At 72.6% G+C, this 23,583-nt stretch carries 15 protein-coding genes; 7 read left to right on the top strand and 8 right to left on the bottom strand.

Features of this window, described 5'->3' with window-relative positions; translation table 11 throughout:
• The first annotated feature begins 169 nt into the window (after window positions 1-169).
• A complete protein-coding gene (locus SSP29_RS31415; RefSeq protein ID WP_089104242.1) occupies window positions 170-2,953 on the top strand; it encodes a helix-turn-helix transcriptional regulator in 2,784 nt (927 codons plus the stop codon).
• On the opposite strand, the gene SSP29_RS31420 is transcribed toward SSP29_RS31415, so the two are convergent.
• The 3 genes from SSP29_RS31420 to SSP29_RS31430 form a co-directional block, all read right to left on the bottom strand.
• Window positions 2,931-4,199, bottom strand: a complete 1,269-nt coding sequence (locus SSP29_RS31420) for a serine hydrolase domain-containing protein (RefSeq protein WP_089104243.1) — start codon at window positions 4,197-4,199, stop codon at window positions 2,931-2,933. The two genes, SSP29_RS31415 and SSP29_RS31420, sit on opposite strands and share 23 nt — an antisense overlap.
• A gap of 266 nt (window positions 4,200-4,465) precedes the next feature.
• Complete coding sequence (locus tag SSP29_RS31425) at window positions 4,466-5,833, bottom strand: MFS transporter (RefSeq protein WP_245883307.1); 1,368 nt, start codon at window positions 5,831-5,833, stop codon at window positions 4,466-4,468.
• Between the two features lie 191 nt (window positions 5,834-6,024).
• Window positions 6,025-6,744, bottom strand: a complete 720-nt coding sequence (locus SSP29_RS31430) for a TetR/AcrR family transcriptional regulator (protein ID WP_089104245.1) — start codon at window positions 6,742-6,744, stop codon at window positions 6,025-6,027.
• A 211-nt stretch (window positions 6,745-6,955) separates the two neighbouring features.
• Here SSP29_RS31430 and SSP29_RS31435 point away from each other — a divergent pair, with 211 nt between their 5' ends.
• The 4 genes from SSP29_RS31435 (at window position 6,956) to SSP29_RS31450 (ending at window position 12,472) form a co-directional block, all read left to right on the top strand.
• Window positions 6,956-8,230 carry an alpha/beta hydrolase gene (locus tag SSP29_RS31435; protein WP_150135263.1) on the top strand — a complete coding sequence of 425 codons (1,275 nt, stop codon included), beginning with the start codon at window positions 6,956-6,958 and terminating at the stop codon, window positions 8,228-8,230.
• A 248-nt stretch (window positions 8,231-8,478) separates the two neighbouring features.
• The gene (locus tag SSP29_RS31440) at window positions 8,479-9,813 is read left to right on the top strand and encodes a PP2C family protein-serine/threonine phosphatase (protein ID WP_089104246.1); all 1,335 of its coding nucleotides are present in this window, start codon (window positions 8,479-8,481) and stop codon (window positions 9,811-9,813) included.
• Window positions 9,814-9,915: 102 nt separating this feature from the next.
• Window positions 9,916-10,941 carry an MASE1 domain-containing protein gene (locus SSP29_RS31445; RefSeq protein ID WP_089104247.1) on the top strand — a complete coding sequence of 342 codons (1,026 nt, stop codon included), beginning with the start codon at window positions 9,916-9,918 and terminating at the stop codon, window positions 10,939-10,941.
• A 286-nt stretch (window positions 10,942-11,227) separates the two neighbouring features.
• The gene (locus tag SSP29_RS31450) at window positions 11,228-12,472 is read left to right on the top strand and encodes an NADH:flavin oxidoreductase/NADH oxidase family protein (RefSeq protein ID WP_089104248.1); all 1,245 of its coding nucleotides are present in this window, start codon (window positions 11,228-11,230) and stop codon (window positions 12,470-12,472) included.
• Window positions 12,473-12,618: 146 nt separating this feature from the next.
• On the opposite strand, the gene SSP29_RS31455 is transcribed toward SSP29_RS31450, so the two are convergent.
• The 5 genes from SSP29_RS31455 to SSP29_RS31475 form a co-directional block, all read right to left on the bottom strand.
• Complete coding sequence (locus SSP29_RS31455; RefSeq protein WP_089104452.1) at window positions 12,619-14,790, bottom strand: TerD family protein; 2,172 nt, start codon at window positions 14,788-14,790, stop codon at window positions 12,619-12,621.
• Between the two features lie 72 nt (window positions 14,791-14,862).
• On the bottom strand, window positions 14,863-16,236 hold the full coding sequence (locus SSP29_RS31460; RefSeq protein ID WP_107436281.1) for an MFS transporter: 1,374 nt from the start codon (window positions 16,234-16,236) through the stop codon (window positions 14,863-14,865).
• Entirely contained in the window at window positions 16,233-17,444 is a 1,212-nt protein-coding gene (locus SSP29_RS31465) for a type III PLP-dependent enzyme (RefSeq protein ID WP_089104249.1), read from the bottom strand. Before SSP29_RS31465 ends, SSP29_RS31460 begins: the two co-directional genes overlap by 4 nt.
• Complete coding sequence (locus SSP29_RS31470) at window positions 17,441-19,171, bottom strand: IucA/IucC family protein (protein WP_089104250.1); 1,731 nt, start codon at window positions 19,169-19,171, stop codon at window positions 17,441-17,443. Before SSP29_RS31470 ends, SSP29_RS31465 begins: the two co-directional genes overlap by 4 nt.
• A gap of 17 nt (window positions 19,172-19,188) precedes the next feature.
• Window positions 19,189-20,790, bottom strand: coding sequence for an IucA/IucC family protein (locus SSP29_RS31475; RefSeq protein WP_089104251.1), 1,602 nt, complete (start codon window positions 20,788-20,790; stop codon window positions 19,189-19,191).
• Window positions 20,791-21,324: 534 nt separating this feature from the next.
• Here SSP29_RS31475 and SSP29_RS31480 point away from each other — a divergent pair.
• Both SSP29_RS31480 and SSP29_RS31485 read left to right on the top strand, forming a co-directional pair.
• Entirely contained in the window at window positions 21,325-22,086 is a 762-nt protein-coding gene (locus tag SSP29_RS31480) for a response regulator transcription factor (RefSeq protein ID WP_089104252.1), read from the top strand.
• Window positions 22,083-23,582 (top strand): sensor histidine kinase, encoded by a 1,500-nt coding sequence (locus SSP29_RS31485; RefSeq protein WP_089104253.1) that lies wholly within the window; start codon window positions 22,083-22,085, stop codon window positions 23,580-23,582. The genes SSP29_RS31480 and SSP29_RS31485 overlap by 4 nt, the downstream gene beginning before the upstream one ends.
• Window position 23,583: the final 1 nt, after the last annotated feature.

Genomic DNA, 23,583 nt, shown 5'->3' on the forward strand with positions numbered 1-23,583 from the left:
CGGCCCCGATCCCGTCGCTCCACCGCGGCCCCGATCCCGTCGCTCCACCGCGGCCCCGATCCCGTCGCTCCACCGCGGCCCCGATCCCGTCGGCGGGCCGGTGGTTCCCGTTCTGTCGTCGGCCGCTGGCAGGATTGCCGTATCAGCGGCTCGACGACAAGGACGGTTCATGCACGCCGGCACCACCGACCACCCCTCGGACGCGGGCATCCTGGGCCGGGCCGCCGAGCTGGGCCGCATCGACCGGCTGCTCGGGGCGGTGGACGGCAGCGGCCCGCAGGTGCTGGTGCTGACCGGGGAGCCGGGGGCGGGCAAGAGCACCCTCGTCGACCGGGCGGCCGAGCGGGGCCGGGACCGGGGCCTCGGGATTCTGCGGGTGCGCGGCAGCGAGGGCGAGGCGGGCCTCGGTCTGTCGGGCGTGCACCAGCTGCTGCATCCGCTGCTGCCCGGAGAGGGCCTGCCCGCGGCGCAACGGGAGGTGCTGGACCGCGCCTTCGGGCCGGAGGCGGCCCAGTACGAGCTGAAACTCGATCAGCTGTCCCTGTGCGTCGGCGTGCTCGGGCTCATCACCGAGGCCGCCGCACGCCGGCCGCTGCTCCTGCTGGTGGACGACGCCCAGTGGCTGGACCTCGGTTCGGTGGACGTCCTGGCCTTCCTCGCCCGGCGCCTTGAGGGCAGGCCGGTGGTGCTGCTGCTCGCCGCCCGCGAGGACGGCGTACCGGCCCGCTTCGACCGGGCCTTCCCGCAGGTCACCGTCGGCCCGCTGAGCCGTACCGCGGCCGGGCAGCTCCTGGACGCGCAGCCGGATCCGCCGCGCGGCAAGGCACGGGCCGAGATCCTCCAGCAGGCGGCCGGCAATCCACTGGCCCTGATCGAGCTGTCCCGTGCCCTGGCCCGCGGCCGGACCGGGGACATGGGGGCCGGCGGGGCCGGGGGCGCCACGCTGCCGCTCACCGCGCGTCTGGAGAACCTGTTCGCCGCGGACCTGCCCGGCCTGCCCGCGCCCACCCGGGCGGCCCTGCTCCTGGTGGCCGCAGCCGGCCCGGCCCGGCTGACGGACCTCATGCGGGCCGCCCCCGAGCTGGACGTCATAGCGGCACTGGACCCCGCCGAGCGTGCCGGCCTGGTGCGGGTGGCGGACGGCGGGGTGCTGCTGCGTCACCCGCTGGTGCGCTCGGCCGTCTACCACGCGGCCTCCTTCCACGAGCGCCGGCAGGCCCATCTCGCCCTGGCGGCCGCGCTGGCCGGGGAGCCGGACCGCCGGGCCTGGCATCTGGCCGCGGCGGCGACCGGCCAGGACGCGGAGGTCGCCGACGCCCTGGCGGCGAGCGCCGAACGGGCCCGGGGCCGGGGCGGCTACGCGGCGGCCGCGACCGCGATGGAACGCGCCGCCGAGCTGACCCCGGCGCCGGACCTGCGTGCCCGGCGCCTGCTGACGGCCGCGCAGGCGGCGATGTTCGCCGGTCATCCGCAGTGGGTCGGCGAGCTGAGCGGCCGCGTCGGCGGGCTGACCGAGGATCCCCGGCTGCGTGCCGAGGCCTCGCTGCTGGGCGGCTGGGCCCTCGGGGTGACGCTCCGTCACGAGGAGGCGCTGGCCCTTCTGTTGGGCGTCGCCGAAGCCACCGCCACGTCGGCTCCGGACCTCGCCCTCGGCGCCCTGAGCACCGCCGCCACGTCCGCCTACAACTCCGGCGCACCCTACTACCGCGCCGAACTCGACCGGATCAGCGGCCTGATCGACGGGGACGGCGACCCCGCCGGCCGTGCCTGGGTCCAGGTGGTCATCGATCCCGTTCACGAACGTCCGCGTCTGACACGGCAGTTGACGGAGGGACTGGCCGCTCTGGCGCAGGAGGAGTCCCTGGGCAACCTCACGGCGCTGGGCGGCGCGACCTGGATCCTGGACGAGACCGAGCAGGCCGTGCGCGTCCTCGGGACGACCATGGACCTCCTGCGGCGCGCCGGCAGCGCGGGCACGAACGCGACCGTGACCCAGGCGCTCGCCCTCGCCCTGTTCGAGAACGGCTCGTGGACGGCGGCCGAGGACGCGGCGCACGAGGCGTTCTGGATGGCCACGGAGGCGGGGGCGGACAACGTGACCGTGGGCGCCGGCATCCTGCGGGCCACCCTGCGCGCGCTCCAGGGCGACCCCGCGACGGCGCGGACCGAGGCGATGCAGGCCGTACGGCGTGTGGACCTGCGCAGGTCGCTGAGTCTTCAGGTCCGCCACCGGCACGCCATGGGCATGGCCGCGTTCGTCGTCGGCGACCACGCGGACGCCTATGAGCAGTTGCGTGCGGCCTTCACCCGGGACTTCCGGCCGGCGCCCGTCCATTACCACGCCTCGCTCTACTATCTGGGCGACCTGGCGGCCGCGGCGGTGCGCGCCGGGCGGGCGGACGACGCGCGCACGGTGGTCGACGCCGTGCAGCAGGACCTGCAGCCCGACCCCTCCCCGCGCCTGGCCGCCGTACTCCACCGGGCCACCGCCCTGCTGACCGACACCGACGACGCCGAGCAGCACTTCCGCGCCGCCCTCGACGACCCGGCCACCGACTGCTGGCCGTTCGAGAAGGCCCTCGCCCGCCTCGACTTCGGCGAGTGGCTGCGCCGGCGCCGCCGCAGTGCCGAGGCCCGCCCGCACCTGAACGCGGCCCTGGAGTGTTTCCAGCGCCTGGACGCCCGCCCCTGGACCGAGCGCACGACGGCGGAGCTGCGGGCCGCCGGGTCGGCGACGGCCCCTGCCCCCTCCGGCGAACTGGGCGAACTGACCCCGCAGCAACGCCAGATCGCCGAACTGGCCGCGCAGGGCCTGACCAACCGCGACATCGCGGCCCGCCTCTACCTCTCCCCCCGTACCGTCGGATACCACCTGCACAAGATCTTTCCCAAGCTCGGCATCACGGCCAGAGCCCAGCTCCGGGACGCCCTCACGCAGGAGAACCAGGGCTGACCCGACCCTGCGGTGTGCCCGTGGCCGACCGGTCGCACAGGGCGTGGTCGACGAGGGTGCCTGTCGCGCGGTTGAGGGCGGCGAGGTCCGGTGGGGCGGTGGTGGTCGTGAGGGAGATCGTCACCGCGCGGCTGCCGTCCGCGCTCACCGCCGGGCGGGTGTTGACGCCTGCCCCGTCGCCCTCGTGGGTGTAGTAGTAACCGCCGCAGGAGAGCGGGATCCTGCGCAGCCCGAGCCCGTAGGTGCCCTCGGGCATCTCGGCGACGTCCTCCGGGTCGTCGGTCCGCTCGACGGTCTGCCGCATCTCGCGCCACTGCTCGGCGGGGAGCAGCCGGCCGCCGGCCAGGGCGCGGAAGAAGGTGTTCAGGTCGGCGGTGGTGCTCACCACGCCGGAGTCCGCGGTGTGCTGGAAGCTGTGCTCGGTGACGTCGAGGCGCTTGCCGTCGGCGGTCGTCAGGTACGCGTTCACATACGGGTCGGGCAGGTAGGGGTCGAGCCCGGGGACGGTGGTGTTCCGCAGTCCCAGTTTCGCGATCACCCGGTGCTCGACCAGGTCCTGCCAGCTCGCGCCGCCGGCCTTCTCGGCGATCATCCCGGCGAGGAGGTAGTTGGTGTTGGAGTACGCCCACCGGGTGGCCGCGCCGGGCTTCGGTACGAACAGCGGCCGGTGCTTCATGGCCACCGCGACCAGGTCGGCCGCGGGGGTGGTGTCGTAGCGGTTCTCGTCGAAGTGGTTGATCAGCCGGTCCTGGATCTCCGGGTCGTCGATGTAGTCGTACAGGCCGCTGGTCTGGCGGAGCAGGTCGCGGACGGTGACACGGCTGCCGTCGTTGCCGTTGCCGGAGGCGACCCCCGGCAGCCAGTGCTCGACGGTGTCGTCCAGCGACAGCCGCCTCTCCGCGGCGAGTTGGAGGACCACGGTCGCCGTGAACGTCTTCGTCGTGCTCGCCACGCGGAAGTGCGCGTTCCACGGGACCGGGTCCGGGGAGTCGGCGGTCCGGGTGCCGATACGTGCCATGGGCGGCGTCCTGTTCGCCCGGTCGACCCTGGCCAGCACGTTCACATCGCCTCCCCCGGCCTGCCGTACGGCCGCCAGGTCCTGGCGGAGCGTGTCCTCGCCGTAGGAGTGCCGTGCGGCCGGACGGTGCCCGGCGGTGACGGCGGTCGCGGTCAGGGGCGAGGCCAGCGCGAGCAGCGCTGCGGCCAGCACGGCGGCCCCGGCCCTCTTCGACGACGGCATCAGCATGTTCGAATCCCCCGTTGCTCTGGGTGTCGGTCGGTGACGACCACCAGCCAACCGGAACCGGAGGCACGTGAGGATGGGACTTCCCTCCGGATACGGGGTGTACGTAACCCCCCTTGTGCCGAAGACCCGGTCCGGCCCCGCGGGTTCTGCACCGATGGTCGAGCCCGCGGCAGGCCGAGCACGCGGACGCGGGGCGGCGGCGAGCAACGGCTCGCCGCCGCACCGAAGTTCGTACGGCCGCCGGTGCGGTCCGCATCGGCGAAGGATCAGGCCTGGCCGTCGGCTTCCGTCACCGGTCCGCGCACCGGGCCGGTGGCCGGCGGAGCGGGGTCGGGGCCGGTTCCCCGTTCCGCTCGTCGGGCGAGCGGTACGAGGGCGATGGCGATCGCGCCGCCCAGCCCGGCGAGGGCGAAGACGGTGAAGCCCCAGCTGTCGTGACCGCCGTCGGCCAGTGCGCCGACCAGCCAGGGACCGAGCACCGCGCCGCTGCGGCCGACCCCGGTCACCCAGCCGAGCCCGGTGGCCCGTGCGCTTTCCGGGTAGACGGTGCTGGTGGCGGCGTAGACCATGACCTGTGCGCTGAAGAGCCAGATCCCGGTGACGGCGACCACGGCGTAGGTGGCGGCCAGCGACAGGTGCGCCTGGAGCAGCAGGGCGCCGGCCGCCGTGAGGACGAACCACACCGCCGAGACGCGCACCGCGCCGTAGCGGTCGGCCGTGCGGCCGGCGATCAGCATGCCGACGATGCCGCCCGCGTTGATCACGAGGAGGAAGCTGACCGAGGAGGTCATGCCGTAGCCGGAGGCCAGCATCATCTGCGGCAGCCAGGTGCTCACGCCGTAGACCAGGAGCAGGCCGCAGAAGGACGCGAGCCACAGGAGCGGCGTGGCGAAGCGGGACTCGGGGGCGAACAGGGCGCGTACCGCGTCCAGGCGGCCCTTCGCCCCCGCGGCCGGGGCCGCGACCCGGGTGATGCGCGGCAGTCCGTACCGGTCGGCCGTCGCGTCGGCCCGGTCCCGCCGTCCCTGCGCGAGCAGGACGCCCGGCGACTCGGGCATCAGCCTGAGCAGCAGCGGTACGGCGATCACGGCGGGGATCACGCCGGCCCAGAACACCCAGCGCCAGCCCGCCGCCGGGGCGAGGGTCAGGCCGAGGCCGGTGGCGGCCATTCCGCCCACGTGGTAACTGGTCATCAGCAGGCCGGTCGCCAGGGCGAGTCGGCGGGGCGGGGCGAATTCCATGACGATGGCGAGGCACAGCGGCATCAGCCCGCCGAGCCCGAGGCCGGCGAGGAACCGGCCGGTGCCGAACAGCGCGGGGTTCGCGGCCGAGGCGCACACGGCCGAGCCGGCGGAGAAGAGGCTCACGCTGGCGACGAGCACGGGCCTGCGTCCGACCCAGTCGGTGATGTTTCCGGCGGTGAGCGCTCCGACGAGCATGCCGAAGGTGGTCCAGCTGCCGATGGTTCCGGCGGTGGCCTTGCCGAGTCCGAGGCCGCCGTCCTCCAGCATGTGCGGCAGGACGGCGCCGTAGATGTTGACGTCCATGCCGTCGAAGAAGACCGCGAGCCAGCACAGGGCGAGGACCGGGGCGACGGTGCGCAGGGTGTGACGAGGTGTGTCGGGCGGAGACATGGATGTGCCGTGGAAGGTCATGGGGGCTCCAGGAGTGCGGTTCGTACGCGACTCGGTCGCAGCACGGGGGCGGATCTGCCACGGCTGCCGGCGCGCTTGTTCGTCAAGTGAAGGTTTCTTCGTTGACCGCGGCCATGAGTGTGTGGGGGGCGCGGGAGCCCAGTCAAGAGTGAAGCCGGAGGTTTTTTCCCTCAGGCGGGCGACGAACCCGGGGCGTCCGGACCCGGCGACGGCGGGCCGGCCCAGTCCGGTCCCGGCGCGTCCGGACCTCGGCCGAAGTGCCCGCCGGGCAGCGGTTCCGCCTGGTCAGGGGCGGCTCGCAGGCCGTCGAGCAGCAGCCTCAGATAGCGCCGCCACAGGTCGGGCCGGCCGCTCCGCTCGGTGACCGCGGCCAGCATCTGCTGGATCACGACCAGGTCCCAGGGCTCCGCGTCGGCACGCAGCACGCCCTGCTCCTTGGCCCGTTCGACCGTGAGGTCGACGTTGCGCCTGATCTGCTCCTGGTGCCGCAGCCCCGCCGTCGCCGCGCGTTCGCTGTGGAACACGACCTCGCGCAGACCCCGGTCGAGGGCCTGCAGTTCGGCCACCCGCTCCAGGCCGACCGCCAGCCCGCGCCAGGCGTCGGGGTCCTCCGCGCCGGCCCGCGTGGCCTCCTCCACCCGCGCGAACATGTCGTCGACGAGCTCGTCGATCAGCGCCTGCTTGTTGGGGAAGTGGCGATACGCCGTGCCCACGCCGACCCCGGCATGGCGGGCCACGTCGTCCAGCGTCGCCTTGAGGCCGCGGTCGCGGAACACCTCCCGGGCGGCGGCGAGGAGCTTGCGGCGGTTCAGCTCGCGATCACGCCGCGGCCTGGGCGCACGCACCCCGTCGGGGCCGCCGGCCGCACCGGATGCGGAGGGTCCCGCCATGCAGAGGTCTCACTTTCCAGGGGCGCGCGATCGTCCGGCACATCGTACGACCGCGCCCTCCGCAGGTCGGGGCACGGGGAAGGACGTCGCCCGAACCGCCACCGATCAAACCGGAGATTGAATCTCCGGTTCGTGTTACGGTGACCGCACGACGAAACGGAGATTCAATCTCCGGATCCGTCTCCATTCGACACCGGCGGGAGAAGACGCGATGCATGGACACGATGTGGCCGCAGACCACGGCGAGGGGAAGCAGCGGCGGCGGCCCCGGCACCCGATGCGGATCGCCGCCGTGGCGACGGTCGCCCTCATGACCGCTGCCGGCCTGGCCGGCTGCGGGGACGACGGCCCCTCGGCCGCATCGGCCACCTCGTCGGCGTCGCCCTCCTCGTGCCCGACGTCCACGTCGGGAGCGGGAGCGGCGGCGGGCCAGGGACAGGGCGGCGGCATGCCCAGCGGTGTGCCGTCCGGAAAGCCGGGCGGTGGCACCACGAGCCTCGTACAGGCAAAGACGATCAAGAAGACCGACAACAGCACCAGCACGGTCATCGACCCGGCGGGCCCGGCGATCACCTGTGACACGTCGGCGATCACCACCACCGACGACATCACCTACTCCTCACCCACCACACACGGCACCAAGACCGACCTGAAACTCGACATCCAGGTGCCGAAGAGCTCGGGCAAGAAGCCCCTGGTCGTCTACGTCACCGGTGGCGGCTGGGTGCTGGCGGACCGCACCGGCAACCTGGACCAGCGCACCTACGTCGCCGACCAGGGCTACGCGGTCGCCAGCGTCCAGTACCGCACCACGACCGGCGGCGCCACCTACAAGGACGCCCTCGCCGACGTGAAGTCCGCGATCCGCTACCTGCGCGCCAACGCCGACACCTACGGCATCGACACCGACCACGTCTTCGTCTGGGGCCAGTCGGCGGGCGGATACCTGGCCGCCATGACCGGCGTCACCAGCGGCGACCCGAAGTACGACGTCGGCGACCACCTCGACCAGAGCAGCAAGGTCCAGGGAGTGGTGGACGAGTTCGGCCCTGCCGACCTGTCCCAGCTCGCCGCCGACTACGACCAGGCCGCCAAGGACTTCAACTACGCCGCGGGCAACTCCGCCGCGCAGTGGGTCTACGGCCCCGGGACCACCAAGTCCGTAGCGCAGTACACCGGCCAGGTGGCCGCCGCCGACCCGGCCACCCACATCACCTCCTCGACGCCGCCCTTCCTCCTGATGCACGGCAGCGCCGACCCCCTGGTCTCCCCCAGCCAGACGCTGAACCTGTTCACCGCCCTGAAGGACAAGGGCGTCGACGCCCAGCGCGTGGTGCTCACCGGGGCAGGCCATGGCGACCTCAGCGTGGCGGCCCTCACCGGCACCTCGCCGAGCGCCTCCGCGGCCGGCAGCGGCGCAACGCCCTGGTCCACCGAGAAGACGATGAGCCACATCACGGACTTCCTGGCGGGCCACGCTTCCTGACCGGACAGGCGGGAGGCGGCCGGGGCAGGCGCCATCGCCTGAACATGCCGTTCCAGGATCCGATAAATAACCTTATAGACTGTTTATTCGTTCTTGCTGTGGCCACGGTGGAACGGTGGCGCAGGGACGCGCCAGGAGGCCGGAATGCACCGCTCGATCGCATGGGCGGACCCGACGACGTCGATGCCGAGTGACGATCGTCGGCCGAAGGTGACCGCGGCCGGACCTTCCGCCACCGGACACCCGTGATGTCGGGAACCGGGGAAGGGAGACCCGAGAGGGAGCCTCACCTCCCCGACCTGCATCTGCGCCTGCGCTCCGAGCTGGGCCGGATCGACGAGCAGCTGCACGCCCTGCTGACCGCCATGGACCGGCTGCAGGGTCTGCTGGACGCGGTGGTGGCCATCAGCCGGGAGGTCGAACTGCCCGCGGTGCTGGACCGTATCGTGACCACCGCCATGGACCTGGTGGGCGCCCGCTACGGGGCACTGGGAGTACTCGCCGAGTCGGGAGACCATCTGGAGCAGTTCATCTCCGCGGGTCTGTCCGCCAAGGAACACGCCGACCTGGCCGGGACCGAGTTCCCGCGCGGTCTTGGGGTCCTCGGGCACCTGATCCGGCACCCCGAGCCCCTGCGGGTCGAACGCATCACGGCCCATCCGTCGTCCGTCGGGTTCCCGCCCGGCCACCCGCGTCTGCACACCCTGCTCGGCGTCGCCATCAGCGTCCGCGGCGAGGTCTACGGCGACCTCTACCTCTCCGAGCGGCGTGACGGACGGCCCTTCGACGCCCACGACGAGAGCGTCGTCGTCGCCCTGGCCGGCGCGGCCGGCATCGCGATCGAGAACGTCCGCCTGTTCGAACGGGTGCGTATCGGAGCCGAGCAGTTCCAGCGCCTGCTGCTGCCCAGGCTGCCCGACCTCCGGCCGTTCACCGCCGCCGCCGTCTACCGGCCCGCCGCCGAGCCCAGCCGGCTCGGCGGGGACTGGTACGACGCGATCCCCCTGCCCGGCAACGTCGTCGCGGTCGTCATCGGCGACGTGGTCGGTCACGATCTCAGGGCCGCGGCCGCCATGGCCTCCATCCGCAACATGCTGCGCGCGCTGCTGTTCGAAGGGGGCGGGCCGCCCGGTGCGGTGCTCGCCCAGCTCGACCGCACTCTGCAGGCCATCACGGACAACCCCGTCACCACCACGACCCTGGCACGCATCGAGCCGGACGGGCCGGGCTGGCGACTGAGGTGGAGCAGCGCGGGGCACGTCCCGCCCCTGCTCATCACCCCCGGGCGCCGGGCGGAGTACCTGTTCGTCGAGCCGGGGCTGCCCCTCGGGGTCGACTCCGAGCAACCCCGTCCCGACCACTCCCGCTTCGTGCCGCCGGGCGCCACGCTGGTCTTCTTCACGGACGGGCTGATCGAGCGCCCGGACCGGCCCATCGACGCGAGCCTCGACGACCTCACCGGTCTGGCCACCGCGTACGCCGATCTGCCGCTGCCGGAGTTCGTCCGGGCACTGGCCGACCACCATCCGAGCGACGGCCACGACGACATGGCCGTGCTCGCCCTGCGCACCCCGTGCGCCTGACCCGGCGGCGCCGCCGAACGTCCAGCTCAGCGGTGCCGTGGAGGATCGGAGGGATCCGGCGGATGATGGATCTCGGGGCGATGTCGATGCGGAGGTCGCCCGATGACTGTCGCGCGGCGTGAACGGCTCCGGCGCGGCGGTGCGGCCGCCCTGGACATCCTCGTCGTCGCGGCGCTGTACTACGGCTCGGCGAAGCTGGGGCTCCGCCAGCAACTGGTGCGCGGCCAGGTCACGCCGCTGTGGCCGCCGACCGGCATCGCCCTGGCGGGCCTGCTCCTGCGCGGCCCGCGGGTCTGGCCGGGGATCGCGCTCGGCGCGCTCCTGGTCAACGCCTCCCTCGGACCGTCGGTCTGGGCCGTACTCGGGATCGCGGCGGGAAACACCCTGGCGCCCGTCTGCTCGTACGTACTGCTCCGCCGTACGGGATTCCGTATCGAACTGGACCGGCTGCGGGACGCGCTCGCCCTGATCTTCCTCGGTGCGTTCACCGGGATGCTGGTCAGCTCGACGACGGGCAGCGCGACCCTGGCCCTCGCCGGTGCACTGACCGGCGACCGGTTCTGGCCCACCTGGTCGGTCTGGTGGACCGGCGATGCGATGGGCGTACTGGTGGTGACGCCGGTCCTGCTCGTGCTGCGCTCGGCACGCCGGCCGAAGGGCGTTCCGGCTTCCCGTTGGGCGGAGGCGCTGCTGCTCCTCGCGGCCACGTACGGCGTCGGCCTTCTCGAGACCGGCAGCACCCCCCTCATGTTCCTCGGCTTCCCGTTGCTGATCTGGGCGGCCTTCCGCTTCCAGCTGGCCGGGGCGGCGCCCTGCGCCCTGGCCGTGTCGGTCTTCGCGGTCGTCGCGGCCGCCCGGAGCGCCGGCCCGTTCGCCGGTCACGACCTGCTCACCGACATGATCACCCTGCAGGCGTTCAACGGTTCCTCCGCACTCACCGCACTGCTCGTCGCGGCGGCCGTCAGCGAGCGCAACGAGACGCAGCGGGAGATCGCGCGAGCCTGCGGGCAGCTCGCCGCGATGTTGGCCAGGATCGCCGCGGGCGGCTACCCGGCGCCGCCCCCCGACGACGCCGAGACGGAGGACGACGGGGAAGAGCCCGGCGGACGCCCGGGAAGACCGCCCTGACCCCGCGCCCGGCAACCGATACGACCGCGCGCCGGCCGCGCCGCTCCGTCACACCGACGTGCCGATCACGTGCACCGGTCTGGCGCGGCGCCCTTGCGGCTGCCTGCCGTGCAGGGCGGAGTGCCCCGGGCCGACTCCGCCCTGTAGCAGCGTCTGATGCACCATCGCGCCGCCGCTCGCCTGCGGCACAGGTCACACTCCTCCATGTTTACATCGCTTACATCGTCGCTCTAATGTGAGTGGTGCATACATCGTAGGTGATCGATAGCGAGAGAGGGGTACTCGGATGACCAGCGAGCTGTTCTCGCCCTTGTCCCTGCGCTCCGGGCAGGTGCTGAACAACCGGATCGCGAAGGCGGCCATGGAGGAGAACATGGCCGGCGACGGCCAGCTCCCGGACAAGGTGCTGTTCGGGCTGTACCGGAGGTGGGCCGCCGGCGGCACCGGGCTGCTGATCACCGGCAACGTCATGGTCCACGCCGAGGCGCTGACCGGTCCGGCCGGCGTGGTACTCGACGAGGCCGCGCCGCTGGAGCCCTTCATCGAGTGGGCCAGGGCCGGCAAGGCCGGCGGCGGGGCGATCTGGATGCAGATCAACCACCCCGGCCGCCAGATCGGGTCCGACATGCCCGGCGTCGTGTGGGGCCCGTCCGCGGTCGCCGTCGACCTCGGCAAGCACAGCGGCCGCTTCGGCCGCCCCGTGGCCATGACGCCCGAGCAGATCCAGGCCACCGTGACCCGGTACGCGGTCACGGCCCGGCGCGCCGAGCAGGCGGGCTTCGACGGGGTGGAGATCCACGCCGCGCACGGCTACCTGCTGTCGCAGTTCCTGTCCCCCCTGGTCAACAAGCGCACCGACCAGTGGGGCGGATCGCTGGAGAACCGGGCCCGGATGCTGCTGGACGTCGTCCGCGCGGTCCGCGCCGCCGTCTCCCCGGCCTTCGCGGTCGCGGTGAAGCTCAACTCCGCCGACTTCCAGCGTGGCGGGTTCGACGCCGACGACGCCCGCCAGGTGATCGAGATGCTCGCACCGCTCGGCGTCGACCTGGTCGAACTGTCCGGCGGCAGCTACGAGAGCCCGGCGATGGCGGGACGCGCCGCCGACACACGTACCCAGGCCCGCGAGGCGTACTTCCTCGATCTGGCGAAGGACCTGGTCAGGACCAGCCCGCTGCCGCTGATGCTCACCGGAGGCATCACCCGGCGCGCCACCGCCGAGAAGGTTCTCGACAGCGGCGTGGCGATCACCGGGATGGGCACGGCCCTCGCGGTCACCCCGGACCTGCCCGACCGCTGGCGCCAGGGGCGCGAGGCGGACGCGCAGCTTCGGCAGGTGACGTGGTCCGACAAGGCCCTCGCCTCGGCCGCCGGCATGGCACAGGTCCGCCACCAGATGCGCCGCCTCGCCCGCGGAAGCCGCACCACGCCCGGGACCCACCCGGCGCTCGCCCTCGTCTCCGAGCAGCGCAGGCAGCGCCGGGCCCTGCGCCGCTACCGCGCCTGGCTCGCCACGTCACAGGGCGCCGCGTAGGCGTGCCGCGGCGGACACGAAAACTGGGAGGCGCCGGTGGGCGCCTCCCAGTCGAGGTCGACGGCGAGGAAAGCGAAGGGACTTGTTTCTGTACAGGAAGTGAGAAGGAAGCCCCTTCATGGCCTCGCCGCGGGCAACGCTAGCACTCAGCCCGGGATCAGGTCGCGCAGATTTCCGGGGGTGATGATCCGCGAGTCCGGATGCAGTCCCTCGGGACGTTCGAGGCCGATGTACGTCACGGGCTCGTCCGGGACCGGCCCGCCGTCCCACAGGTCCACGGTCGTGGTGTCGCCGGACATCAGGTCGATCAGGTACCCCACCGTCAGCTGCTCGCGCTCCACGACGGCGCGCACCACCGTCGACACGGACGCCTGGTTCTCCTCGACCCGGTTGGCCGACGAGATGCCCCTCAGATACAGGTGCAGCCACTTCGCGCGCCACCGGCCGTCGTCCCCCCGCCGGAACACCAGCGGCAGCGCCACCCGGCCCACCCCGCGCAGCTCCGACTTCATCCGCACGGTGCGCGGCTCGAACGGGCGGCCCTTCTGCTCGCCGTCGCGCAGCATGAAGCCGAAGAACGACTCCTCGACCTCCTCGAAGCCTTCACCGGCGTAGATGTTGACCTGCGGAACGATGAACGTGCTGGGCACCCGGTCCAGGGACAGGCTGATGAACTCCGAGGCCCCGTCGGGCGCCTCGGTGATGTCGCCCGAGTGCTCGCCCCCGACGGCCTTGAGGGACGTGTAGGAGAGCCAGGAATCGGTGCTGTAGTCGGCGTGGAGAAGCAGCGCCGACAGGTCGTAGTCGGTCCGGCGCCCGGTCTCCTTCCAGTACACGAAGAAGCGCAGCTGTTCGCCGTCGACTTCGGAGACCGACCCTCGCGGCAGTACGCCGAGCCCGGCCGCGGTCGCCCGGCCGCTGAGCGGAAGCGCCACGTCGAGGACTTCGGGGTCGAGCAGCAGCCGGTCCGGCACCGGGAGCCGACGACGTATCTCGGCGTCGAGGGCGGCGATCAGGCGGTCCCGGTCGGCGGCCGGTACCGGCGGCCGGAAGTCGGGGGTCACCCAGGCGCGGCCCCGGCGGTTGACGAAGACCCGGGGTTCGCCGCTCTCACGCGCCCGGTTGTGGAGATGCTCGCGCACCGAGAGCACGACCCGGCCGGAGACGTCGGGAGCGACCTGCACCGCGGCGGCCACCACCGCGTCCCGTTCCTCCTGGTCGGCCGCGATGCGCAGCAGGAGGTCCAGGGCGCGGAACAGCTTGCCGGGGGCGGACTTCAGCAGCCTCACCGCACCGAGGACGTCGAACGCGTCGAGCAGCTGCTCGATCCGGCTGTCGAAGGACCGTGCCTCCTTCTCGCCCCGCGCGACCGCGAACACATCGGCGGCGTGCGGCCAGCGCGGGTACTCGTGCGGGTGGAGACGCTCGCCGAGCCGCTTGAAGGGCTCCCGGTGCGCGTGCACGTCGGCGAGCTTCGCGGGGTTGGCCGCGACCACGGCGTCGAGACCCGCGAGCAGTCCCCGGCGCAGCGGCCGCGACAGCGCCCGGAACCGGGTCGGCTCCTGCAGCGTCACATCGCCGCCCGACAGCGCGCAGGCCAGCCGCAGCACGTCGATGACGGTGTCGAGGAGGAGGTCCGCCCCGACGCCGAGCCGGGCCTCGTTGACGACCGCCCGGTTCTCCCGGACCGGGATCGCCTCCGGCTGGGGGCCGAGCGCGCACCTCTCGGCGAGGGCCTTGAGGTCGCGCAGGTCGTCCTCGCCCAGCGGGGTCGTGCTGCCGGCCAGGGCCAGGTACAGGTCGGCGAGTTCGTCGTCCAGGTCCCGGCCGAGATGCAGGACGGTGACCCGGTCGCCCGCCGAGGCGATCAGTTCGTCCTGCGCCGCGAGCATGTCCTCGTAGGTGTGCTGGTACCGGCCGTACGCGGGGAGGCTGAGCAGGTTCAGCACCCCGTGTCTCAGCTGCGTCAGCACGTTCTCGCGCGACTTCTCGTCGCCGAGCGCCTTCGCCACGCACTGCATCCAGAACTCTTCGGTGTCCGGCACGTTCGCCGGGAAGTCGATGAAGTACGAGTTGTGCCGGACGTGGTCGCCCGCCATCTCGCTCACGGTGCGCAGCGTCCGCCTGGCGGTGTCCACGACCGCGGCCTCGGACAGCCCCGACAGCCGCTCCAGCAGCTCCGCCGAGAGCTTGAAGCCCACGGATGCCAGCGCCGCGTCGAACTGCCGTGCGGCGATGGCTCCTTCTCCTGCAGGGCCCTTGGGGGTGGAAAGGCGGTGGGTGTGCCGGATGACCAGCGATTCGAGACTGTGCGCCATCCGGGGATGATCGCAGAGGTGCGCGAGCCGGTGCACAGGAGTTTTCGTACGCGGTCGATCCCGCCGTGGCCCTCACCCTGGCCACGGCCCGCCGCTGCTTCGGCCCCGGGACGGGCTGGTCAGGGTCTCGCCCGCGGTGCCGGCCCCTGTGTCGCGAGCCTCGGCGAGGGGGGCGCCGGCCGGGCCTGCCGCCTTTCGCCGCCGATTCGGTCCGGGCCGTCTGGCGGTCCGGGCCCTGAGGGCGAGCGCGGGCGCCGCTGAGATCACACCGCCGAGGACCAGCGCGGAGCGGGGACCGAAGGCGTCGGAGACGACGCCGACGAGGGGGGCGCCGACGGGGGTGCCGCCCAGGAGCACGAGGAAGTAGACGGACAGCACACGCCCGCGCAGGTGCGGGTCGACGTGCAGCTGCGTCAGGGCGTTGGCGGTCGTGGTGACGATCACCGCGGCGAAGCCGACGGGGACCAGCAGGGCCATGAACGTGCCGTAGCCGGGCATCAGGCCCAGCGCGGCCTCCAGTACGCCGAAGACGACCGTGGCCGTGATCAGACGTCGGGGGGTGGGCGGTTGCCTCCCGTTGGCCGCGAGGAGCGCGCCCACGAGGCTGCCCGCCGCATAGGCGGCGCAGAGGCAGCCGAAGGCCGCCGCGCCGGAGTGGAACACGGTGATGGCCACGAGGGAGATGGTGACCTGGAAGTTGAGTCCGAAGGTGCCGACGAAGGCGACGAGCGTGACCGGCAGGAGCAGTTCCGGTGTGGTGGCGATGTGGCGGAAGGCGTCGGTCAGGCACTTGTCGCCGGGTCGGTTTCGGCCGGGGTGGCGGAGTTCACCGGACGGGATCGTGATCAACCCGTACAGGACCGCCAGATAGGAGACCGAGTTGATCAGGAACACCGGGCCGATGCCGACGGCGCCCGCGGTCAGGCCCGCGGCGGCGGGCCCGAGGATGCGGGCGACGTTGAACTGGGCGGAGTTCAGGCTGACCGCGGCGGCCATCTGCTCGCGGGCGACCAGTTCCGATATGAGGGCGTTGCGGGCGGGACCGTCCACGGCGGTGGCGGTGCCGAGGGCCGCGGCCAGGACGTAGACGGACGGCAGGCTCACCGTGCCGGTGACGGTCAGGACGCCGAGCAGCAGTGACTGCGCCGCCATGGCGGTCTGGGTGATCAGCAGCAGCCGGCGTCTGGGGTAGCGGTCGGCGAGGGCTCCCCCGGTGAGGCCGAACAGGGTCTGGGGCAGGAACTGCAGTGCGGTCACGATGCCGACCGCCCTGCCGCTGTCGCCGGTCAGCTGCAGGACCAGCAGATCCTGGGCGGCTCGCTGCATCCAGGTGCCGACGTTGGAGGTCAGCTGGCCGAGCAGGTAACGGCGGAAGGCCCGGACGGTGAGGGCGGCGAGCGCCGAACCGTGCTCTTTTCCGCGCGGCGGGCGGCACTGCAGGCTCATGCCGGCCGGCCCGCGTACGCGTCCGCGACGGGCCTGTCCAGGTCGTCGATGTGGTGGAAGGTCGGGTGGGGGTGCATGAGGAACGCGTGGTGGGAGATGTTCCACGCGTAGGCACCGGCCATGGCGAACGCGATCCGGTCGCCGATCCGCAGCCGGTCGACCATGACGCGGCGGGCCAGCACGTCCTTGGGTGTGCAGAGCTGGCCGACCAGTGTCACCGGCTCGCCGCGGACCTCCGGGCGGGGCCAGGAGTGGTGCCAGGACTGGTCGGGGATGACCTCGAAGGGCTGGTCGTGCTGTTTCGCGGCCGGTGTGCGCAGGTGGTGGGTTCCGCCGCGCAGGACGGCGAACGCCTGGCTGCGGCTGCGTTTGACGTCCAGGACCTGGGTGACGTACCAGCCGCAGTAGGCCGTGAGCGAGCGACCCGGTTCGATCCGCAGCGTGACACGGGGGTGGCGTTCCAGCGTCCGGCACAGCCCGACACCGAACGCGGCCCAGTCGAAGACCTCGTCGGGACGGGTGTAGTCGACGCCCATCCCGCCGCCGATGTTGACCTCGGCGAGTGCGATCCCCTGTTGGTGCGCCCAGCGGTCCGCCCAGGCCATGACCTGTGCGACGAGGGCCAGGTGAGCACGTGCGTCGAGGCCGCTGGCCACGTGGAAGTGCAGCCCGCGCAGCCGGATACGGCCGTCTTCCGTGATGATCTGCAGGCATCGGTCCAGGTGAGCGGGGTCCAGACCGAAAGGGCTGGGACAGCCGCCCATGACCAGGGAGACCGAACGGAGCATCACGGGTACGTTCACGCGCAGCAGCACGTCGGCCGTGCGGTCGCCCAGCACGGTCGTCAGCGTGCGCAGCTCGTGTTCGCTCTCGACGTGCAGGCGCTCCACGCCCGCGTCCAGGGCCCCGGCCAGTTCCGCCGGGGTCTTGCCGGGGCCCCCGAAGGCGATCCGGGCTTCGGGAAGGAGGCCGCGGATGTGGCGGATCTCGCCGCCGGACGCGACCTCGAACCCGTCGACGTGCCCGGCCAGGGTCTGCAGCAGGCGGGGGTCGGAGTTGGCCTTCGCCGCATACAGCAGTTCGACGCGGCGGGGCAGCGCGGCCCGGACGGCGCGGACGTGCTCGCGCAGGCCCGGCAGGTCGTAGAGGTAGGCGGGCAGGTCGTCGTCGGCCAACTGGCCGACGTGGTGCACAAGTGCGGGCCTCACAGCATCACCTCGCGGGGGAAGTCCGCGCCGAGGGGGCTGGGCAGGGGAATGTAGTGGGCGTGCCGGTCGGCCTGGCGGGCCCAGCGCAGCAGGAGGTTGGCCTTGGCGGGCAGCGGAACGCCGGAGAGCAGGGCCCGCAGGCGGGGCGGTTCGCCGGCGGTGCGGGCGTACGCGCCGACGCGGTCGCGGACCAGGCCCCACAGCGCGGGTTCCAGCTCCGGCCGAAGGTCGGCCAGGGCGCCGAGCACCTCGGCGACGTGGTTGACCAGCAGGCAGTACGCGACCCGGTTCCAGCCGCGTTCGGCGTCGTAGGTCAACGGCCCGCGGACGTCCTCCGGAAGGGTGGACAGAAACCGCTCGTGATGCCGGGGCAGGAGCTTGGTGCCCTCCAGGTCGCGGAACAGCATCTGCGCGGGCATGCCGTCCGCCGCCACGCCGACGACGACGTTCTGCAGGTGGGGTTCCAGGACGATGCCGTGTTCGAAGTACGCGGCCAGCACGGGTGGCAGCAGCAACCCGAGATACGCCTCCCACCAGGCCAGGAGGTCTCCGTCACCTCGGGCCAGCAGGTGGGAGACGTGGGCCTGGCTGGTGGGGTACTCGTCCGCGACCGCGGCGGCGAGCAGCGGCGTCACGCCCGGTCGGAGGTGGGGTCGCAGGCCGGAGCGCACGATGACGCCGAAACCCTCGATCAGGTCGGTGTCGCCGTCGGCGGCGACCGTCCGGTAGCCGGGCTCGGCGAGCAGCCCGCAGCCGGGGAAGCGGTCGGCGAGCCGGGTCATGACGGGCTGGACCAGCCGGTTCAGGGCAACGGCACCCGACAGTTCGTAACTGGCGTTCTTGCGCAGACAGTTGGTGATACGGACGTTCAGGCTGAACTTCAGGAAGGTGTCCGCGTCCGGCTGGTAGAGCGTACGCACCGACGCGGTGGGCACCCATGCGGGCCCGCTGACGCCCGCGTCCACGACGGCGCCGTCCGCCATCGCCGCGCGCAGCCCCTCGTGACCGCGCAGCAACCGGAACTGCCAGGGGTGCACCGGGAGCGTCACGTAGTCCGGGTCCGCCGACGGAAACAGCCTGTCCAGCTCGCCCGACTCGCCTTCTTCCCGCACCAGTTCGCGGCGTACGGCCAGGTGGTGCAGGCGGATGCGGGCTCCGGTCTCCGGTCCGTACGCCAGCCAGTCCGCGGGGTCCCCGGTGCGGGCCTTGGGGGTGGGGTGGAAGCGGTGTCCGAACACCAGCGCCTGCTCCGAAGCCAGATAGAGGTCCGGACAGAGGTCCGGTCGCGGTGCCGGACGGGCGCGGTGTCGGGGGGTGGCGCGGTGTTCCAGGGTGGTGCGGATGGTCTCGTGGCTGTCGGCGACCTGGTCCAGGAACTCGTCGTTGGCCGTGCCGGTGCGCAGTTCCAGTTCCTCCTGGACGTAGCCGGCCAGTTCCCGCCAGCCGACGGTGGCCCATGCGTCGTCGTGGAGTCTTTGGACGGGGCCCTGGAAACGGTGGGCGCCGATCATCGAGACCCGGCGGAGCCGGGCCCGCAGCAGCAGGTCCCGGCGCGGCAGGCGCAGCAGGAGGTGGTCGTGGTCGACGGTCACCTGGTGCTCGGGGGCGGACACCTCGCGGACCAGGCAGTTGAGCAGGGTGTGGGCGGTGACGGCGTCGGCGGTCTCGTTCGGCTGATCGGTGTGTGCCGCGGTCGTGGTGCCGGGCGCGATGGCGGAGGCGGTCATGGGGTGGCTCCCGTGCGTCAGAGGTGGCGGTACCGGGTGAGGGGATTGGGGATGGGAATCCATTGGGCCTTGCCGGGGTCGTCGGCCAGACGCATCGCGATGGTGGCCTTCAACGGCAGGGTGTCCCCGAAGAAGACGGCCTCGTCCCCGTGGTCCGGCAGTTCGGCGTACGCCCGGCGGCCGGCCTCGGCCACCGTCTCCCACAGCGTCCCGGGGTCGATGGCACGGGTGCGGGCGAGGACGTCGACCAGTTCGCTGAAGACCCCGCTGAGCAGCGCGCCGAACAGCTTGGTGCGCAGCGCGTCCATGTCGTCGCCCGCCCGGGTGCCGGCGAGGGGTGGCAGGGTGAATCCCCAGGCGGCCAGCCTGCGCGGGCTGACCCGGACCCCGTCCAGGTCCCGGTAGAGCACGCGTACCGGCTTCCCGTCCCGAAGGACGACCAGGGTGTTCTGGCCATGGGCCTCCAGCGCGACGCCCATGGACAGCAGGGTCAACGCGGGCGGCAGCACCAGCGCGGCGAAGTCCCGCAGCCAGCGCACCGGATCACCCGCCACGACGGCGCCGCCGGTCGCGTGCACCGCCGTCAGCGGGACGGCGATCTCACCGTCGCCGAGGTGGGAGTCGGTGGACTCCCTGAGCATCGCGGACAAGCTGTCGGAGGCTCGCCCGCCCACCCGGACCGCGCCGCCGCCCAGCTCACGCAGCGCCCGCAGGCTCTCGCCGAACCCGGCTTTGTCGACGACGGCCGAGACCAGATCCGACAGGGCCGGGCCGTCGGCCACCTCCGCCGGCGAGATGGTCCTGCGGTAGTTGGTGACCTGCACGTCGAGGGCGGTCTTGATGTGACAGCCGGGCAGCTCGGCCACCGGTGCGAGCGTACGCAGCGACAGCAGCGGCCGGGCCGGGATCGTCCGCCCTGTCACGGCGAGGTCGCGGTGGCGCGCCAGTACGTGGTCCCGCTGCCAGGGGTGGACCGGAACCAGGAACGTGTCGCCGTCCCGCAGCTCGGCCGGCCAGGTGCCCGCGCGCTGCCAGCGGTCGGCCGGGACGGGCAGCAGGGCCAGTTCGACCACCGGGTGGTGCTCGGGCCCGTAGGCCAGGACCTCGGCGACGGACATGCCGGTACGGGTACGGCAGCACGGGTGCTGCGGGTGACCGTCGACCACCGCCTGCTCGGCATCGGCCGAGTCGCGCAACGTGCCGGGCCCTTCGGGATTCGCGGCGCGGGCCAGCGCGAGGTTGACGACGCTGTTGTCCAGCTCGGCGGCGAGCCGGCCCACGGCCGATCCGGACAGTCCCAGCCGGGCGAGGAGTTGCGCAGGCCCGCGAACCGGCCCCGCGGGCCCCGACACGGTGAAGTCCTCGGGCGCCCGGGCGAACCGCCGGGCACACCCGTCGGGTGCCGTGAGCCGGTCACCGTTGCGCAGCGTCACGACGAGTGTGTCCGCCACGCGCTGCCGGAGGGTCACGCCGGGCAGCGGCTCCCGGGCGAGGGCGCCCCACAGCCGCCCCAGGACGGTGGCCCGCGCTCCGGGGAAGGCCGCCGCGAACGGCTCCGCCAGATCCGGGCGCACCCGCCGCAGTTCGTCGATCGTCGTGTCGGGGGATTCTGAGGGCATGGCGGATTCCCGGAAGTCGAGTGGTTTTTCCAGCACGCGGCGGACCTGAACCGGACCGCACATCGGACACTACGGGAAGGCATGTAAGCGCCGATCAAGCGGAAATACAGGTGGTTTCCCGAAAACCGGCGAGGAAAATCCGGAAACGCCAGAAAACCGGGTCGTGCACGAGTGCTGCCGCGGCCTTGTGACAGCCGCACAACCAGAGCCCACAGCACGGAGCGGTCATGCCTGCCGGGCGGCAAGTCACAGGTCATGGGCATCTTCCGGCTGCCCGCACCACACGCTTCCGCGGAATCACGGCGAGCCGGATGTCCTGTTTCTTAACCATCTCCTAACCAGGAGCTGGCAACACACTGGATGTCCTGGCACAGCCCTCGTCCGCGGGTGCGCCATCCGGCTGAATTCCGCGCGCGCCGATCGACGACCTCCTGTGTGCCGCCGTCACATGAGAAACCCGCGGGGTCACTGATACGAGGGAATAGTGCGGCGGTTGTACAACGCGGCAGGGCTGCTGTTTGTGAGCCTGTCGGCATGCATCTGCTGCTGATCGAGGACGACGACCGGGTGGCCGAGCCCCTGCTGGAGGGACTGGGCCGTTTCGGGTTCACCGTGGAACACGCGCGAACCGGTGCCGACGGCCTGTCCGCCGCGGAGCCGGCGATGGTGCTCCTGGACCTGGGGCTCCCCGACATGGACGGCATCGACGTCTGCCGGGAGCTGCGAGCCCGCTCCGCGGTCCCGATCATCATGATCACCGCGCGGGATTCCGAGGCCGACCGGGTGCTCGGTCTGGAACTGGGCGCGGACGACTACGTGTCGAAGCCGTTCGGTGTCCGGGAGCTGGTGGCGCGGATCCGGGCCGTGGCCCGCCGGACCCGGGCCGTGCCCGGCGACGCGGGTGATCCGGTCACCGGAGCCTCCGGCAGCCGGGACCCGGCCGGTGAGGCCGGCGCCCAGCAGATCGGTCCCCTCAGCGTCGACCGCCGGACCCGTCAGGTGCGCGTGGGCCGGGTGCCGATCGCCCTGGCTCCCAAGGAGTTCTCGCTGCTCGTCTGCCTCGCCGAGGATCCCGGAGCCGTCTTCTCCCGCCAGCAGATCCTCGACACGGTGTGGGAGCCGGACTATTTCGGCCCCACGAAGACCCTCGATGTGCACATCGCCGCCCTGCGCCGCAAACTGGGTGACCCCTCCTGGATCGAGAACATCCGCGGCATCGGGTTCCGTCTTGTTCCGCCCGCAGGTCCCGGCCCGGCACCGGCCGCACCGGATCAGCCCCGCAGCGGCGTCCGATGACGCGCCGTCTGCTGCTCAGCTACCTCAGCCTCATGGCGCTCGTCCTGCTGGCCCTGGAAGTTCCCTTCGGCTTCGTCTACGCCCGCAACGAGCTGAACCGCTTCTCCCACACCGCGGAGCTGGGCGCGGTCACGCTCGCCTCGGTGTGCGAGGAGAAACTCGAACACGGGCGGGCGTCGGACCTGCCGGAATTCGCCCGCGACTTCGCCCGGCGCACCGGCAGCAGTGTGGTCATCACCGACCGGGGCGGCACGGTCCTCACCGACTCCGCCGACGCCACCGCCGTGGGCACGAACCTCTTCTCCCAGCCGGACATCGCCACCGCCCTCCACGACCGGCCCGCCACCGGGATCCGCGACGATCTCGTCCCGGGCGTCAAGGTCCTGTTCGCAACCGTGCCGGGCGGGTCCGGCGACACCGTCCCGTGCGTCGTCCGGACCCTCTACCCGCTCACCCCGATCGCCCAGAAGGTCCATGCCACCTGGGTCGCGCTCGGCGTCGTCGGCCTGGGCGTGCTGGCGGCGGTCGCGCTGATCGGTTCCGCGCTCGCCCGCTGGATCACCCGCCCGCTGCGGGCTCTGGAACGCGCCACGACGCAACTCGCCGACGGCCGCCTGACCGACCCTCCGGCCACCGACCGCGGACCACCCGAACTACGCCGGGTGACGGCCGCGTTCACCCGCACGGCAACCCGGCTCCAGCACCTGCTGCACGCCCAGCAGGCCTTCGCCTCCGAGGCGTCGCACCAGCTCAAGACCCCGTTGACCTCCCTGCGCCTGCGTCTGGAGAACTTCGAGCCCCACCTCGCCGCCTGCGCCCAGGACAGTCTCGGCGACGCGATCGACGAAGTCGCCCGCCTCAGCCGCATGGTCCAGGGGCTGCTCGCCCTCGCCCGGCTGGAGAACTCGGCGATCACCCCGGAGATCGTGGACCTCGACGCCGTCGTCGCCGACCGCGCGGCCATCTGGACGGCGTTCGCCGGCGATCAGCGCGTCGGTATCGCGGTGGCCGGCACGAAGGTCGGCCAGGTGTGGGCGGTCGCGGGCGCACTGGAACAGATCCTCGACAACCTGCTGTCCAACGCGCTGAGCGTCTCCCCGCCCGGCACCACGATCACCCTGGCGACCGCCACCGCCACCGCGACGGCGGACGACGGCTGCACGGTCGAACTGCATGTGATCGACCAGGGCCCGGGCATGACCGAAACCGACCGGCAACGGGCCTTCGACCGGTTCTGGCGTGCCGCTGACGCCCGCCATGACGGCACCGGCCTGGGCCTTTCCATGGTTCAGCGGCTCACCCAGGCCGGCGGCGGGGACGTCGCCCTGAACGCGGCGCCGGGTGGCGGCCTGGACGCCGTCGTCAGGCTGCGGCCCGTGCCGGCGGCCCGCGCCCGGCCCCACTCGGCGGCCCACCGCAGGACGCCACCACCGCGCGACAACAGCGCGCCGGACGACCGGCCGGTCACCGAGACCGTCTCGGGCGCAGACCCATGAC

This window comes from Streptomyces hyaluromycini (assembly GCF_002217755.1).
Taxonomy (GTDB): Bacteria; Actinomycetota; Actinomycetes; order Streptomycetales; family Streptomycetaceae; genus Streptomyces; species Streptomyces hyaluromycini.